General features: G+C 72.8%; 14 protein-coding genes. 8 read left to right on the top strand and 6 right to left on the bottom strand.

Features of this window, described 5'->3' with window-relative positions; translation table 11 throughout:
• Nucleotides 1-85 precede the first annotated feature (85 nt).
• From ACIGNX_RS22995 to ACIGNX_RS22980, 4 genes are read right to left on the bottom strand one after another with little or no spacing between them, the layout of a single operon-like run.
• Nucleotides 86-949 (bottom strand): ABC transporter ATP-binding protein, encoded by an 864-nt coding sequence (locus tag ACIGNX_RS22995; protein ID WP_396542731.1) that lies wholly within the window; start codon nucleotides 947-949, stop codon nucleotides 86-88.
• Nucleotides 946-2,772, bottom strand: a complete 1,827-nt coding sequence (locus ACIGNX_RS22990) for a dipeptide/oligopeptide/nickel ABC transporter permease/ATP-binding protein (protein ID WP_396542730.1) — start codon at nucleotides 2,770-2,772, stop codon at nucleotides 946-948. Before ACIGNX_RS22990 ends, ACIGNX_RS22995 begins: the two co-directional genes overlap by 4 nt.
• A 17-nt stretch (nucleotides 2,773-2,789) precedes the next feature.
• Nucleotides 2,790-3,779 (bottom strand): ABC transporter permease, encoded by a 990-nt coding sequence (locus ACIGNX_RS22985; protein ID WP_396542729.1) that lies wholly within the window; start codon nucleotides 3,777-3,779, stop codon nucleotides 2,790-2,792.
• A gap of 28 nt (nucleotides 3,780-3,807) precedes the next feature.
• Complete coding sequence (locus ACIGNX_RS22980; RefSeq protein WP_396542728.1) at nucleotides 3,808-5,496, bottom strand: ABC transporter substrate-binding protein; 1,689 nt, start codon at nucleotides 5,494-5,496, stop codon at nucleotides 3,808-3,810.
• A gap of 156 nt (nucleotides 5,497-5,652) precedes the next feature.
• Between ACIGNX_RS22980 and ACIGNX_RS22975 the strand changes: the two genes are divergently transcribed.
• Nucleotides 5,653-6,924 carry an ROK family protein gene (locus ACIGNX_RS22975; protein WP_396542727.1) on the top strand — a complete coding sequence of 424 codons (1,272 nt, stop codon included), beginning with the start codon at nucleotides 5,653-5,655 and terminating at the stop codon, nucleotides 6,922-6,924.
• Nucleotides 6,925-7,023: 99 nt separating this feature from the next.
• Complete coding sequence (locus ACIGNX_RS22970) at nucleotides 7,024-7,797, top strand: TetR/AcrR family transcriptional regulator (RefSeq protein WP_396542726.1); 774 nt, start codon at nucleotides 7,024-7,026, stop codon at nucleotides 7,795-7,797.
• A gap of 235 nt (nucleotides 7,798-8,032) precedes the next feature.
• On the opposite strand, the gene ACIGNX_RS22965 is transcribed toward ACIGNX_RS22970, so the two are convergent.
• Nucleotides 8,033-8,665, bottom strand: a complete 633-nt coding sequence (locus tag ACIGNX_RS22965; protein WP_396542725.1) for a ThuA domain-containing protein — start codon at nucleotides 8,663-8,665, stop codon at nucleotides 8,033-8,035.
• 10 nt (nucleotides 8,666-8,675) lie between these two features.
• Complete coding sequence (locus ACIGNX_RS22960; protein WP_396542724.1) at nucleotides 8,676-9,329, bottom strand: TetR family transcriptional regulator; 654 nt, start codon at nucleotides 9,327-9,329, stop codon at nucleotides 8,676-8,678.
• 75 nt (nucleotides 9,330-9,404) lie between these two features.
• On the opposite strand from ACIGNX_RS22960, the gene ACIGNX_RS22955 reads away from it, so the two are divergent.
• The 6 genes from ACIGNX_RS22955 (at nucleotide 9,405) to ACIGNX_RS22930 (ending at nucleotide 14,171) form a co-directional block, all read left to right on the top strand.
• A complete protein-coding gene (locus ACIGNX_RS22955) occupies nucleotides 9,405-10,157 on the top strand; it encodes an MSMEG_6728 family protein (protein WP_396542723.1) in 753 nt (250 codons plus the stop codon).
• Between the two features lie 24 nt (nucleotides 10,158-10,181).
• Nucleotides 10,182-10,610, top strand: a complete 429-nt coding sequence (locus ACIGNX_RS22950; protein ID WP_396542722.1) for a DoxX family protein — start codon at nucleotides 10,182-10,184, stop codon at nucleotides 10,608-10,610.
• 95 nt (nucleotides 10,611-10,705) lie between these two features.
• Complete coding sequence (locus tag ACIGNX_RS22945; protein WP_396542721.1) at nucleotides 10,706-11,545, top strand: SDR family oxidoreductase; 840 nt, start codon at nucleotides 10,706-10,708, stop codon at nucleotides 11,543-11,545.
• A 131-nt stretch (nucleotides 11,546-11,676) separates the two neighbouring features.
• The gene (locus ACIGNX_RS22940) at nucleotides 11,677-12,099 is read left to right on the top strand and encodes a YciI family protein (protein WP_396542720.1); all 423 of its coding nucleotides are present in this window, start codon (nucleotides 11,677-11,679) and stop codon (nucleotides 12,097-12,099) included.
• Nucleotides 12,100-12,153: 54 nt separating this feature from the next.
• Nucleotides 12,154-13,404: an RNA polymerase sigma factor gene (locus ACIGNX_RS22935; RefSeq protein ID WP_396542719.1), complete on the top strand. Its 1,251-nt coding sequence runs from the start codon at nucleotides 12,154-12,156 to the stop codon at nucleotides 13,402-13,404.
• An 11-nt stretch (nucleotides 13,405-13,415) separates the two neighbouring features.
• The gene (locus tag ACIGNX_RS22930; protein WP_396542718.1) at nucleotides 13,416-14,171 is read left to right on the top strand and encodes an aminoglycoside phosphotransferase family protein; all 756 of its coding nucleotides are present in this window, start codon (nucleotides 13,416-13,418) and stop codon (nucleotides 14,169-14,171) included.
• Nucleotides 14,172-14,175 lie beyond the last annotated feature (4 nt).

Raw genomic sequence — 14,175 nt, 5'->3', positions numbered from 1 at the left:
GCTTAACGCTTCCGGGGACCGCTGTCACCGATCGGGGTGAACCTCTCCGGACGGCGTGCCGCGAGGTGGCCCGACCGGGCCACCCTCATGCGGTGGCCTCCTCCCACGCCCCGGTGGTGTGGTCGTACGCGGCGGCGGCCCCGGCGCGCTCGACGTCGGCCGGGTCGATGTCGACGGACCGGCCGCGCGCCTCGGGGTTCGGCGCGGCGGAGGCCAGGATCTTCGTGTACGGGTGCCGCGGGTCGAGGATCACGTCGTCGGCCGGCCCCCGCTCGACCACGCGCCCCTTGTAGAGCACGAGGATGTCGTCGGAGAAGTGGCGGGCGGTGGCCAGGTCGTGCGTGATGTAGAGGACGGCCAGGTCCTCCTCGCGCTGCAACCGGGCCAGGAGGTTCAGCACGCCCAGCCGGATGGAGACGTCCAGCATCGACACCGGCTCGTCGGCGACGACGACCTTCGCGCCCGGCGCGAGGGCCCGGGCGATGGCCACCCGCTGCCGCTGGCCGCCGGACAGCTCGTGCGGCCGCCGCCCGGCGATGTCGCGGCCGGGCAGCGACACGCGTTCCAGCAGCCGCACGACCTCCTCCCGGCCGTGCGGCCTGCCGTGCAGCTCCAGCGGCCGGGCGAGGTGGTGCTCGATGGTGTGGAACGGGTTCAGCGAGGCGAACGGGTCCTGGAACACCATCTGCACGTTGTCGCGGTACTGCCGGTCGGGCACCGCGCGGCCGTCCGGCCCGGTCAGCGCGATCGCGCCGCCGGTGGGCTTCTCCAGCCGGGCGATCATCCGGGCGATGGTCGACTTGCCCGAGCCGGACTCGCCGACCAGGGCGACCGTGCGGCCGGGCGTGAGGGTGAACGACACGTGGTCCACCGCGCGCAGCCGGACCCGGCGCAGGCCGACCCGGACGTGGAAGTCCTTGACCAGGTCGCGAGCTTCCAGCGTGGTCATCGGACGCCTCCCGGCGAAGTGGGCTCGCCGGACCGGTCGACCGGCGTCGCGCGCTCCCCGGAGCGGACGAACGAGCCGCGTTCGCCGGTCAGGCTGGGGAACGAGTCGAGCAGTTGGCGGGTGTAGGGGTGCGCGGGCCTGGTCAGGACGTCCTCCGCGGTGGCGTACTCGACCACCTCGCCCTCCTTCATGACGGCGATGCGGTCGGCGAGTTCGAGCAGCAGCGGCAGGTCGTGGGTGATGAACAGGACGGCGAAGCCGATCTCGTCGCGCAGCCGCAGGATCTCCCGCAGGATGCCGCGCTGCACGACCACGTCCAGCGCGGTCGTCGGCTCGTCCATGATCATGACCTGCGGGTCGAGCAGCAGCGCCATGGCGATCACCACGCGCTGCCGCATGCCGCCGGACAGCTCGTGCGGGAAGGAGCCGAGCCGCCGCGCGTCCACGCCGACCAGTTCGAGCACTTCCTCGCACCGGGCCTTGCGCTGGGCCCTGGTCATCCCCGGCCGGTGGGTGGTCAGCACGTCGTCCAGCTGGGCGCGGACGGAGGTGACCGGGTTGAGGGCGTTCATCGCGCCCTGGAAGACCATCGACAGCTTCGACCAGCGGAACGCGCGCAGCTCGCCCGGTGCCAGCGCGAGGACGTCGACGTCGCCGCCCTCGCGGTCGTGGAACGTGACGGAGCCCGCGGTCACCTCGGCGGGCGGGCGGTGCAACCGGTTGACCGCGTAGGCCAGGGTCGTCTTGCCGCAGCCGGACTCGCCGGCCAGGCCCAGGATCTCGCCGCGCCGCAGGGTGATCGACACGTCCTTGACCGCGTGCACCGGCCGGTCCACCCGGTAGACGACCGACAGGTCCTTCACGGTGAGCACCACGTCGTCGTCCACGCGCCGCACGGGCTCGGGCGTGCGCACGTCGTCGGCCCGGGCGCGGCGGGGGATGTCGCGCAGCTTCGGGTTGATGATCTCGTCGATGCTGAAGTTGACCAGCGCGAGGCCGCACCCGAACAGGGCGATGACCAGGCCCGGCGGCACGAACCACCACCACGCGTCGCGTTGCAGCGCGAACCCGTTCTGGGCGTAGTAGAGCATCGTGCCCAGCGTGGAGGAGTTGGACGCGCCCAGGCCGAGGAACGACAGGCCGGCCTCGCTCAGGATCGCGTAGATCACCGAGAACACGAACTGCGAGGCCAGCAGTGGCAGCAGGTTGGGCAGGATCTCGACGGTGATGACGCGCCACGGCTTCTCGCCGGAGACCTTGGCCGCGGCCACGTAGTCCCGGTTGCGCAGCGACAGCGTCTGCGCCCGCAGCACGCGTGCCGACGCGGCCCAGCCGGTGATCGCCAGCACCACCGCGATCGTCCACGAGCCGCGCTGGTCGGCGGGCACGAACGCGGAGATCACGATCACCAGCGGCAGGCCGGGTATCACCAGCACGACGTTGGAGAACAGCGAGAACGCCTCGTCGACGTACCCGCCGACGTAGCTGCCGACGATGCCGAACAACGCCGACAGCGCGGTCGCCATCACGCCGACCAGCAGGCCGACGTAGAGCGAGCCGCGGGTGGCGTGCGCGAGCTGCGCCACGATGTCCTGGCCGGTCAGGGTGGTGCCGAGCCAGAACTCGCCGCCGGGCGGGGTCAGGCCGATGTCGCGGATCGCGTCGGGGTCGCCGACCAGCAGGGGGCCGACCACGCCGAGCAGCGTGATCAGCCCGATGAGGACCACGCCGACGACGAGCTTGGGCGACCGGCGCGGCAGCGTGGACCGCCACCCGGCCCGGCCGCGCGAGGGCTCGACGGCGACGGCGCTGAGGTTCGTCACGGTGTCCGTTCCCCTTCTCAGCCGCTCGCCCGGGTGCGCGGGTCGATGACGGCGTAGAGCAGGTCGATCACGAGGTTCGCGCCGAGGACGGCGACCGTGATGACCAGGAAGATGCCCTGCATCAGGGCGTAGTCGTTGTTCTGCACGGCCTGCAGGAGCTTCGAGCCGATGCCGGGGTAGGAGAAGACCTGCTCGGTGATGATGGAGCCGGCCACCACGAACCCGAGCGAGATCGCGAACCCGGCCACGGACGGCAGCACGGCGTTGCGCGCCGCGTACCTGATCATGATCCGGGAGTCGCGCAGCCCCTTGGCCCTGGCCGTGAGCACGTAGTCCTCGGCGGTGGCCGACACCATCATGTTCCGCATGCCCAGCAGCCAGCCGCCGACCGAGGAGATGACGATCGTCAACGCGGGCAGCGTGCCGTAGTGGATCGCCGAGCCGATGAAGTCGGCGTTCCAACCCGGTGACAGGACCACGTCGTAGCCGCCCTGCAACGGGAACCAGCCCCAGGCGGAGGACAGCAGCGCGACCAGGATCAGCGCCAGCCAGAAGTACGGCACGGCGGCGAGCACGGTGGTGGCGGGCACCAGGCCGTCCAGCCAGGTGCCGCGCCGCCAGCCGACGAACGCGCCCAGGACGATGCCGAGGGCGAACGACAGGAACGTCGCGATGCCGACGAGCACCAGGGTCCAGGGCAGGGCTTCCGAGATGATCCGCGACACCGGCGCGGGGAACGCGCTGACGGAGATGCCGAGGTCACCCCGGACCATGTTGCCCAGGTAGGACAGGTACTGCCGGGCGAGCGACTCGCCGCTGTTCGTGCCGAGCAGCAGTTCGTACGCCCTGCGGGCCGACGGGTCCACGGTGCCGCCCCGCTGGGCGAGCTTCGCCATGAGGATGTCCACCGGGTTGCCCGGCATCAGCCTCGGGATGAAGAAGTTCAGCGTCAGCGCCGCCCAGAGGGCGACCAGGTAGAACGCGAACTTTCGGGCGTAGTACCTCATCGGTCCGCCTATCGCCTCACTCGGTCGTTCACTGCCCGGTCGGCTTGAGCTTCAGGTAGATCTCGGAGTGCTCGGGGCGCGCCCAGACGGCCGGGAACGCGTAGAGGTCCTCCTCGGTGGGCCAGCCGGTGAACTTCTTGGCGTTGAACTCGCTGGTGGTGCCGCCGGTCAGGACCGGGATGTAGGGGATCGACTCCTCGATCTCGGTCTGGATGGTGTCGAAGTACGGCCGGCGGGCGGCGTCGTCCTCGGGGTCGATGCCCTTCAGCGCGGCGAGCGCCGCGTCCACGTCGGGGTTGGAGAAGCGGGCGAAGTTCGGGTTCGCGACCTCGCCGACCTTGGCCGTGGTGGCGGTGCTGAAGAAGTAGGAGGCGTTGTAGAACGGGTCGGGCGCCGGGCCCTGGTTCAGGGAGTCGATCAGCAGCTCGAACTCGCCGCGGCCGCGCGCGTCGGACCACTCGTTCCAGGACAGCTGCTGCGCGGTGATCTTGATGCCGACCTGCTGGAGCTGCTGCGTCATCGTGTCGACGGCGGTGATGTAGTCGGTCCAGCCGGCCACGACCTTCAGCGTCAGCGCCAGCGGCTTGCCGTCCTTCTGGTAGATGCCGTCGCCGCCCTTGGTGTAGCCCGCGCCCTCCAGCAGTTGCGCCGCCTTGGCCACGTCCGGCTGCATCGGCGCGGTCTTCTCCTTGAGCTTGCCGGAGATCTGCGCCTTGTCCCGCTCCACGAGGGCCGCGCCCGGCGAGACCTCGCCCGCGGTGTTCTCGAAGGCCAGCGAGTTGATCTGGGTGCGGTTGATGCCGTAGTAGATCGCCTTGCGCACGGCCGCGTCGGTCTGCGGGCCCTGGCAGCCCAGCGCCGCGTTGGAGCAGGTGAAGAGGGCGACCTGGTTCATCGGGACGGTGATCGCCCGGTAGCCGGGGTAGTTCTTCTCGACATCGGCGATGTCCGGGACCGGGCCGGTCTGCCAGTCGATCTGCCCGGCCTTCAGCGCGGCCTCACCGGACTGGTTGCCCGACAGGGCGAGGTAGCGGACCTTCTTCAGCGCGGGCTCGCCGGAGTGGTAGTCGGGGTTGGCCTTGAGCGTGAACGCCTGGGCCTTGAACTCCTCCAGCAGGAACGGGCCGGTGCCCACGGGCTCCTTGACGACGTCGGTCGCCGGGGTCGCGATGTCCTTCCACTTGTGCTCGGGCACCATCCACACCCGGCCCAGGACCTGCGGGCCCTCCATGAAGGACGGCTCGGGGAACTCGATCGACACGTGGGTGTCGTCCACGGCGGTGGCGACGCCCTTGTAGCCCGTGCCGTTCATGGCCGGGTTCTTGGTGATCATGTCGAGGGTGAAGACGACGTCCTTGGCGGTGAACCTCTGACCGTCGGTCCACTTGGCGTCGTCGCGCAGCTCGACGTCGAGTCGGGTGCCGTCGGCGTTCCAGGTGAAGCTCTTGCCCAGCCGCGGCCGAGGTTCCACGTCGCGGATGTTGTTGAAGAAGAACAGCGGCTCGAAGATGGTGCCCGGGCCCTCGAGCGTGGTGGGCGAGAACGGGTTGAAGTTCAGCTGCCAGTCACCGGACTGGCCGGTGTAGACGACCAGAGTGTCCTTGTTCGCGTCGCCGCCCGACGCCGATCCGCCGCACGCCGTCGCGAGCACGGCGACCGCGGCCAGCCCGGCCGCCGCCCTGCGCGCCCGCGAGGAGCGCCTTGCCTTCAGGAACATCGTCGTTTCCTCTCGTGGCCCGAGACCGGCCGCGGTCCCGCGTTGAGGCAGATTGTTAAGTCATCGAAGAAACGAAGTCAACACCTCGGCGTCATCTGCCGGCCAAGTTGCTACCCTTCGTCCAACGAACGAACTAAGACGGACGCGGGGGACCACGTGAGCGGACCGGCGCGGGCGACGCACCACGCGAGCAGCAAGTCCGCGGTGCTCGACGTCATCCGCGCGGCGGGCACCATCAGCCGCGTCGGCCTCATCAACGCCACCGGCTTCACCGGCGCCACCATCTCGACCGTCGTCCGCAAGCTCATCGACGAGGGACTGGTCGTGGAGACCGGGCGCGCCGAGTCGACCGGCGGCAAGCGCCGGGTGCTGCTCCAGCTCAACCACTCCTCCCGCTACGCCGTGGGCGTGCACCTCGACCACGCGGGCATCACGTACGTGCTGACCGACCTCGGCGGGTCGGTGGTGGCGCGCATCTCCAGGGCCGGTGCCGGCGCGGCCGAGCCGCGCACCGTCGTGGGGCGGATGGCGGCCGAGGTCAAGGCGTTGATCGACGGCGTCGGCGTCGAGCACCAGCGCGTGCTGGGGCTCGGCCTGGTCTCCCCCGGACCGCTCAGCTCCGACACCGGCATGGGCCTCACCCCGCCGGCCATGCGCAAGTGGGAGGACTTCCCGCTCGACCAGGAGCTGGAGCGGGCCACGGGCCTGCCGGTCGTGCTGGACAACGACGCCACGGCGGCGGCGCTGGGCGAGCACTGGTCGGGCGGCATCGGCGGTACGGCCGTCTCCGCCGCGCTGTACATGGGCACGGGCATCGGCGCGGGGCTGATCATCAACGGCATCACCTACCGCGGCACCAGCGGCAACGCCGGGGAGATCGGGCACATCTGCGTCGACGCGAACGGGCCGCGGTGCTGGTGCGGCGCGCGGGGGTGCGTGGAGGCGCTGGCGGGGCCCGCGGCCGTGGTCGCGGCGGCCCGCGCGGACACCGCGCTGGCCGGGTCGGCGGGCCTGACCGGGCGGGCGCGGTCGGTGTCGTCGGACTTCGCCGCGGTGAGCCGGGCGGCGCGGCGGGGCGAGCCGGCGGCGCTGGCGATCCTGGAGCGGTCCGCGCGCTACATCGCCGTGGCGGCCCGGACGCTGGCGAACGTCATGGACCTGGACGTGCTGGTGCTGACCGGGCCCAGCTTCGCCATCGCGGGCTCCGTCTACCTGCCCGTGGTGCGCGACGAGCTGGACCGCACGTTCTTCTCCCGCGCCGCGCACGGCGTGGACGTGCGGCTGTCCCGCTCGGCCGCCACGGCGTCCGCGATCGGCGGCGCGGCGCTCGTGCTGCAGTCCGAGCTGGTGCCGCTGCACGAGGGCCTGCGGCTGCCGGAGAACCTGGCCGACTCCGAGCCCGCCGCCCTGCCCGCCTCGGGCGGGTGACGCGCGAACACCGCCGCCGCCTCAACGCCTGCGGACGGCTGCGGTGTCGACCACCGATTTTCCGTACGACGTACGGAATGACGTTCTTATGATGGGCGCATGGCCGACACGGGAAGCAGTGGCAGCGGGGACCCGGCACGCACGATCGCCACGCTGTGGGGCACCCGGCAGCCACCGCGGCGCGGGCCCCGGCACACCCTGACCACCGCGCGGGTGGTGGAGGCGGCCATCGGCATCGCGGACGGCGACCAGGACCTGGCGGCCCTGTCCATGCGGCGGGTCGCGGAGGCGTTGGGCGTGGGCACGATGTCGCTCTACACCTACGTGGCGTCGCGGGACGACCTGGTGGAGGCCATGCTCGACACGGTGTACGGGGAGGCGGTGGAGCGGCTCGACGTGCCCGCCGGCCTGCCGTGGCAGGAAGGGCTGCGGCGGGTCGCGCGGGTCAACTGGGACCTGTGCGTGCGGCACCCGTGGGTGTTGCAGGTGTTCACCGGCCGCCCGCCGCTCGGGCCGCACACGATGGCCAAGTACGAGCGCGAGCTGGGCGTGCTGGAGGGCATCGGGCTGACCGACGTCGAGATGGACGCCGTGATCACGCTCGTGCAGACGCACGTCGAGGGGGTCGCCCGCCGCCGGGTCGAGGCGGACCGCGCGGTGCGGCGCACGGGCCTGACCGACGAGGAGTGGTGGCGCCGGGTCGGCCCGCTGGTGGCCGAGGTGGTCGACCCGGCCCGCTACCCGGTCGCCGCCCGCGTGGGCTCGGCCGCGGGTCGGGCGCACCGCTCCGCCCACAACCCGGAACACGCCTACGCCTTCGGCCTGGACCGCCTGATCGACGGCATCACCACCCTGATCACCACCCGCCCCTGACCCCTCCCGTGCGTCGCCCCCCACCCCCGTGTGTCGAACGCTCAGGTCCCGTGTGTCGAACCTCCAGGTCCCGTGTGTCGAACGCTCGTGACCCCCGTGTCGAACGCTCGGGTACCGGACGTCGACCCGTCCCACCGGCGTTCCCGACCTGAACGTCGAACTCGGGGGTCGCGAGCGTTCGACACGGTGGGCGTGAGCGTTCGACACACGGGGGCTGGGGGTTCGACACACGGGGTCAGCGGCGGGCGGACCAGAGCAGGCCCCGTTCGACCAGGGTGCGGACCGGCTGGGCGGCCAGGTCGGACGGGTGGTGGCCGATCGTGCACGCGAAGACGCGGCCCGCGCCCCAGCGGCGGGTCCACACGGCGGGCACGGTCAGCGGCGCGTGCCACGGCTCCGCGCCGGCGAACGTCGTGGTCGCGTGCACGTCGTTGAGCGCGTCCGTCAGCACCCAGTACTGCTCGGTCCGCAGGTCGAACCCCTCGATCCCGGCCACGATCGGGTGCGTCGAGGTGATCTCCACCCGGTGGTCCACGAAATCACCCGGGTGGGCGACGAACTGGCCACCGACCATCCGCAGGTACCCCCGGGAGTGGCGGAACGCGTCCACCAGGCCCCCGTGCCACCCGGCGAGCCCCGTCCCGCCCAGCACCGCCGCCTCCAGGCACGCGAACCGGTCGTCGGTCAGCACGCCGTCGCTCCAGCACTGGACGATCAGGTCGTACGAGCCGAGGCGGTCGTCGTAGACCTCCAGCGACTCCGCCACGTCGACCGCGAACCCGGACGACCGCAGGAACGGCAGGAACAGCTCGGTGGCCTCCACCGGCGAGTGCCCGGCCCAACCACCGCGAACCACGAGTGCCTTCACGACCACGACCCTAGGGCCGCGCGCCCCCCGCTCGGGCGACCAACCCGGCCAGCTGGTTCACCAGGCCCTCCACCAACCCGGAGCGCACCAGCTCGTCCGCCGGCGGCCCGCCCAGATCCCGCACCGCCTGCGCGACCGCCGGGGTCGGGTTCGCGTGCGGCCACAGGCCGGCCGTCATCACCAGCACCGCGCCGGCGAAGTGCCGCGCCGCCGCCTCGTCGAGCACCGGCACGCGGGCCCGCACGAGGTCGGCCAACCGGGCCGTGCGCGCGTTCGCCCGCCGTTTGAACGCCCGCGCGAAGTCGACGCCGACGTTGCGCTCCAGCACCCCCGCCATCCCGCTGACCAGCTCGCACAGCGACGACCGGGCCAGCAGCGACGTCGCCACCGCCGTCGCCACCCCCTCCGCGCCCGTCGCCGGCAGCCCCTCCGCCAGCTCGTCCAGCCAGGCGTCCCACTCCCGGTCGAGCAGCTCCAGGAAGATCGCCTCCCGGCTGTCGAAGTACCGCAGCACGTTCGACTTGGCCAGGCCGACCCGGTGGCTCAGCTCCCGCAGGCTGACCTCGGCGACGCGCCGCTCCCGCAGCATCGCGCCCGCCACGTCGAGGATCGCGCGCCGCCGCTGCTCCACCTGGTCGGGTCGCCGGGCGCGCTGGAACTCCACGGCCGCAGGTTAACAGCCCACCGGTCTGTTGCCGTCCGCGCGCTTGACCGCCCGCACCCGGGGTAGGCCGCTGGGGTGCAGACGTTCCTCCCCTGCGTCACGTTCGCCCGCAGCGCCGCCGTGCTGGACTCGCGGCGGCTGGGCAAGCAGCGCGTGGAGACCCTCCAGATCCTGCGCGCCCTGGTCTGGCCCGCCTACGGCTGGAAGCGGCACCCGGCGGTGCGGATGTGGCGCGGGTTCACGCCCGCGCTGGTCGCCTACGGCGTGGCCGTCTGCGACGAGTGGCGCCGCCGCGGCCACCGGGACGGCACGCGCGCCGCCCTCCTCGACTTCACCGGCGGCCGGGAGCCGACCTGGTCGTGGTGCCTGGCCGAGGGGCTCCTCCCGCCCTGGCTCGGCGACGAGGAGCTGCACCGCAGCCACCGCTCCGCCCTCCTGCGCAAGGACCCGGACCACTACCGCCCCCTGTTCCCCGACGTGCCCGACGACCTCGCCTACTCCTGGCCCCCGCCGGTGTTCCCGCTGGACGTCCCCGACACCGACGGCCTGGTCGCGTGCCGGGTCGACCGACCGGCCCTGCCCGACGAGGAGCACCCGCCGCCACCGCCGCCGGACCACCGCCCCGGCCCGTCGATCGCCCGCGCCCCGACCGAGGCCGACCTGGCGGCCATGCGCGCCGAGGCGGCCGACCCCCGCCGGGTCCGCTTCTTCCGCCGCGGCCAACCCCTGCCGGCTCCGACCGGCCGGTTCACCCTCCGGCTCGACTTCGTGGGAAGAAGTTCGGAGGACGTGTCGATCCGGCCGGGCTCCCGTTCGTCCTCCGGGTGACACCACCGAGAAGGGGAGCCCGAGATGACCACCACGACCGACGCCCGCACCGCCACCCAGGACGCCACCGCCAAGCGGAACGACGTGGTGCTCGCCGCGTTCCGCGTCGTCGCGTCGTTCCTGTTCGGCCTGCACGGCCTGCAGGGCCTCGGCTTCCTCGGCGGCGTCGACGGCCGGGGCGGCGCCGTCCCGTTCGGCTCGTGGCCGGGCTGGTACGGCAGCGTGCTCGAACTGGTCGGCGCGGCCCTGGTCCTGGTGGGCGTGGCCGCACGCCCGGCCGCGTTCCTGCTGTCCGGCGTCATGGCCTACGCCTACTTCACCGTCCACCAGCCGCAGGCCCTGCTGCCGATGCACAACGGGGGCGAGTTGGCCGCCGTCTACAGCTGGGTGTTCCTGCTGCTCGCCGTCCTCGGCCCGGGGGCGTTCACGCTGCGTCGCGCCCTGCGCCGCTGACCCCGCCGGACCACCACCCGCCCGTGGGCACGCCTCCACCCGGAGGCGTGCCCCGTCGCGTGTTCAGGTCGCACCGGCCTGGGCACCCTGCGGGCATGGCCGAGACCCCCATCAAGCACCCCGGGTTGACCGACGACGTCCACCCCACCCCCGACCACGGTGAGCAGACCTACCGCGGCACGGGACGGCTCACCGACAAGCGGGCCGTCATCACCGGCGGCGACTCCGGCATCGGCCGCGCGGTCGCGCTGGCGTTCGCCCGGGAGGGCGCGGACGTGCTCATCTCCTACCTGCCCGAGGAGGAGAAGGACGCCCGTGACACCGCGCGGCTGATCGAGGAGGCCGGGCGCAAGGCGGTCACCGTGCCGGGCGACCTGGTCGAGGAGTCGCAGTGCGCGAGCGTCGTGGCCCGCGCGGTCGAGGAGTTCGGCGGGATCGACGTCCTGGTCAGCAACGCCGCCTACCAGATGTCGCAGGACGAGGGCCTGCTCGACATCACCACCGAGCAGTTCGACCGGGTCATGAAGACCAACGTGTACGCGATGTTCTGGCTGTGCAAGGCGGCCGTGCCGCACATGCCCGAGGGCTCCGCGATCATCACCACGTCGTCCATCCAGGGCTTCCAGCCCTCCCCGCAGCTCCTGGACTACGCCACCAGCAAGGCCGCGATCGTGAACTTCACCAAGGGCCTGGCGCAGAACCTGGTCGACCGCGAGATCCGGGTGAACTCCGTCGCGCCCGGTCCGGTGTGGACGCCGCTCATCCCGGCCACCATGCCGCCGGAGAAGGTGGAGAGCTTCGGCGAGCAGGCGCCGATGGGCCGCGCCGGGCAGCCCGCCGAACTCGCCCCGCTGTACGTCTTCCTCGCCTCGGCGGAGTCCAGCTACATCACCGGCGAGGTCATCGGCGTCACCGGCGGCTCGCCCATCACGTGATCGCGCCGGCCGGGGCCCGCGAAAAAATCTTCGGAGGAATCGGTCCGCGGTGTCGATCCCGGCCCCCGGTCGATCGTCGCGTCGGTGACGGTCAGGATGGGCCGGACGAACGGACCGACAGGGAGATCGAGATGCGTTTCATGGTGATCGTGAAGGCGACGGAGGACACCGAGCGCGGCGTGCAGCCGACCGCGGAGCAGCTCAACGAGATGGCCGCGTTCAACGAGGAGCTGGTCAAGGCGGGTGTGCTGCTCGCCGGTGAGGGCCTGCACCCCAGCTCCCGGGGTGCGCGCGTCTACTTCTCCGGCGACAAGCGCACCGTGGTCGACGGTCCGTTCACCGAGACCAAGGAGCTGATCGCCGGCTTCTGGCTGATCGAGGTGAAGTCGCTGGAGGAGGCCGTCGAGTGGGTGAAGCGGGTGCCGAACCCGACCGGTGACGAGTCCCAGATCGAGATCCGGCAGGTCTTCGGCGAGGACGACTTCGTCAACGCCTCCGAGGAGTTGAAGGACCGCGAGCGCGAGCTGCGGGCGCGGCAGGAGTCGCGCGCCTGAGCCCACCGCGCCGCTTGCCGACGCGCGTCGGTAGCTGATCTGATCCCGGTCGTGATGGCTACCGACGCGCGTCGCGCGGTCGAGGCGGTGTGGCGGATCGAGTCGGCCCGCCTGGTCGCGGGGCTCGCCCGGGTGGTCCGCGACGTCGGCCTCGCCGAGGAGCTGGCCCAGGAGGCCCTGGTCACGGCCCTGGAGCAGTGGCCGGAGCACGGCGTGCCGCGCAACCCGGGCGCGTGGCTGATGACCGCGGCGAAGAACCGGGCCGTGGACCGGTTCCGGCGCGAGCGGAACTACCGGCTCAAGCTGGAGCAGATCGGCCGGGACAGCGGGGACTTCCACGTCGCGGACGCCGCCGCCACCGTCGGTGAGATCGACGACGACCTGCTGCGCCTGGTGTTCACCGCGTGCCACCCGGTGCTGTCGACCGAGGCGCGGGTGGCGCTGACCCTGCGCGTGCTCGGCGGTCTGGGCACCGACGAGATCGCCCGCGCGTTCCTGGTGCCCGAGGCCACCGTCGCGCAGCGGATCGTGCGGGCGAAGAAGGCGCTGGCGAAGGCCGGCGTGCCGTTCGAGGTGCCGGCCGAGGACGAGCGGCCCGCCCGGCTGGCGTCCGTGCTGGGCGTCGTCTACCTCATCTTCAACGAGGGCTACTCGGCCACCGCGGGCGACGACTGGATGCGCCCCGCGCTGTGCGAGGACGCGCTGCGGCTGGCCCGCGTGCTGGCCGGGCTGATGCCCCGGGAGCCCGAGGTGCACGGGCTGGTGGCGCTGCTGGAGATCCAGGCGTCCCGGACCAGGGCGCGCACGGGACCGAACGGCGAGCCCGTGCTGCTGCTGGAGCAGAACCGGGCCCGCTGGGACCAGCTGCTGATCCGCCGGGGCCTGGCGGCGCTGGCGCGGGCCGAGTCGCTGGGCGGCGCGGGCGGGCCGTACGCGTTGCAGGCGGCCATCGCCGCGTGCCACGCGCGGGCCCGCGTGCCGGAGGACACCGACTGGACCCGGATCGCCGGCCTGTACGAGGCGTTGTCGCTGGTCGCGCCCTCGCCGATCGTGGAGCTGAACCACGCGGTGGCGATCGGGATGGCGTTCGGGCCCGAGGTCGGGCTGGAACTGGTGGATGAGCTGGCGGACGAGCCCGCGCTGCGGGGCTACCACCTGCTGCCGAGCGTGCGCGGCGACCTGCTGGCCAAGGTGGGCAGGCACGCCGAGGCGCGGGCGGAGTTCGAGCGCGCGGCCGGCCTGACCCGCAACGAGCGGGAGCGCGGGCTGCTGCTGGACCGCGCCGCCGCCTGCGGTGCCGGGTGAGGAGGTTGGCGGTGCGGGAGGAGGACCACGAGCTCGGCGGCGGGTGGGACAGCGTGGCGCGCCTGGTGGCCGGCCGGTGGGTCGTGCGGCGGCCGAGGCGTCCCGACGTGGTGCCCCAGCTGCGCCGGGAGACCCGGCTGATGCCGTGGCTCGCGCCCCGCCTGCCGCTGCCCGTGCCGGTGCCCGAGGTGGTGTCCGAGGAGCCGTTCGCGGTGCGGCACGCCCTGGTGCCCGGCGAGCCCCTGACCCACCCCGCGCACGGGCGCGAGCTGGGGTCGTTCCTCCGCGCCCTGCACGACTGCCCGGCCGACGAGGCGGTGCGCCTCGGGGTGCCGACCCGGCCGCCGGGCGACGGCCCGGCGCGGTTCGAGGCGGAGGTGCTGCCGCTGCTGCCCGCCGAGCTGCACCCGGCCGCGCGGGCGCTGCTCGCGGCGGGGCGGCGGCTGACCGGCGACGCGCTCGTGCACGGCGACCTGGGACCGGAGCACGTCCTGACCGACGGCGACGCGCTGACGGGCGTGATCGACTTCGGTGACGCGCACGTCGGCGACCCGGCGATCGACCTGGCGTGGGCGCTGCACGGCACCCCGCGCGCGTTCGCCGACGACCTGGCCGAGGCGTACGGCGTGACCGGGGACGAGCGGGCCCGCGCGCTGACCTGGCACCGGCTCGGCCCGTGGCACCACGTCACCTTCGGCCTCGACCGGGGCGACCCGTCGATCGTCCGCGAAGGGCTGGCCGGCGTCGTCGAACGGCTGGCCGCGTGACGCC

This window comes from Actinosynnema sp. NPDC053489 (assembly GCF_044544865.1).
Classification (GTDB): domain Bacteria; phylum Actinomycetota; class Actinomycetes; order Mycobacteriales; family Pseudonocardiaceae; genus Actinosynnema.
Note: the sequence above shows the minus strand (reverse complement) of the source record. Positions and strands in the feature narration are given on the sequence as shown.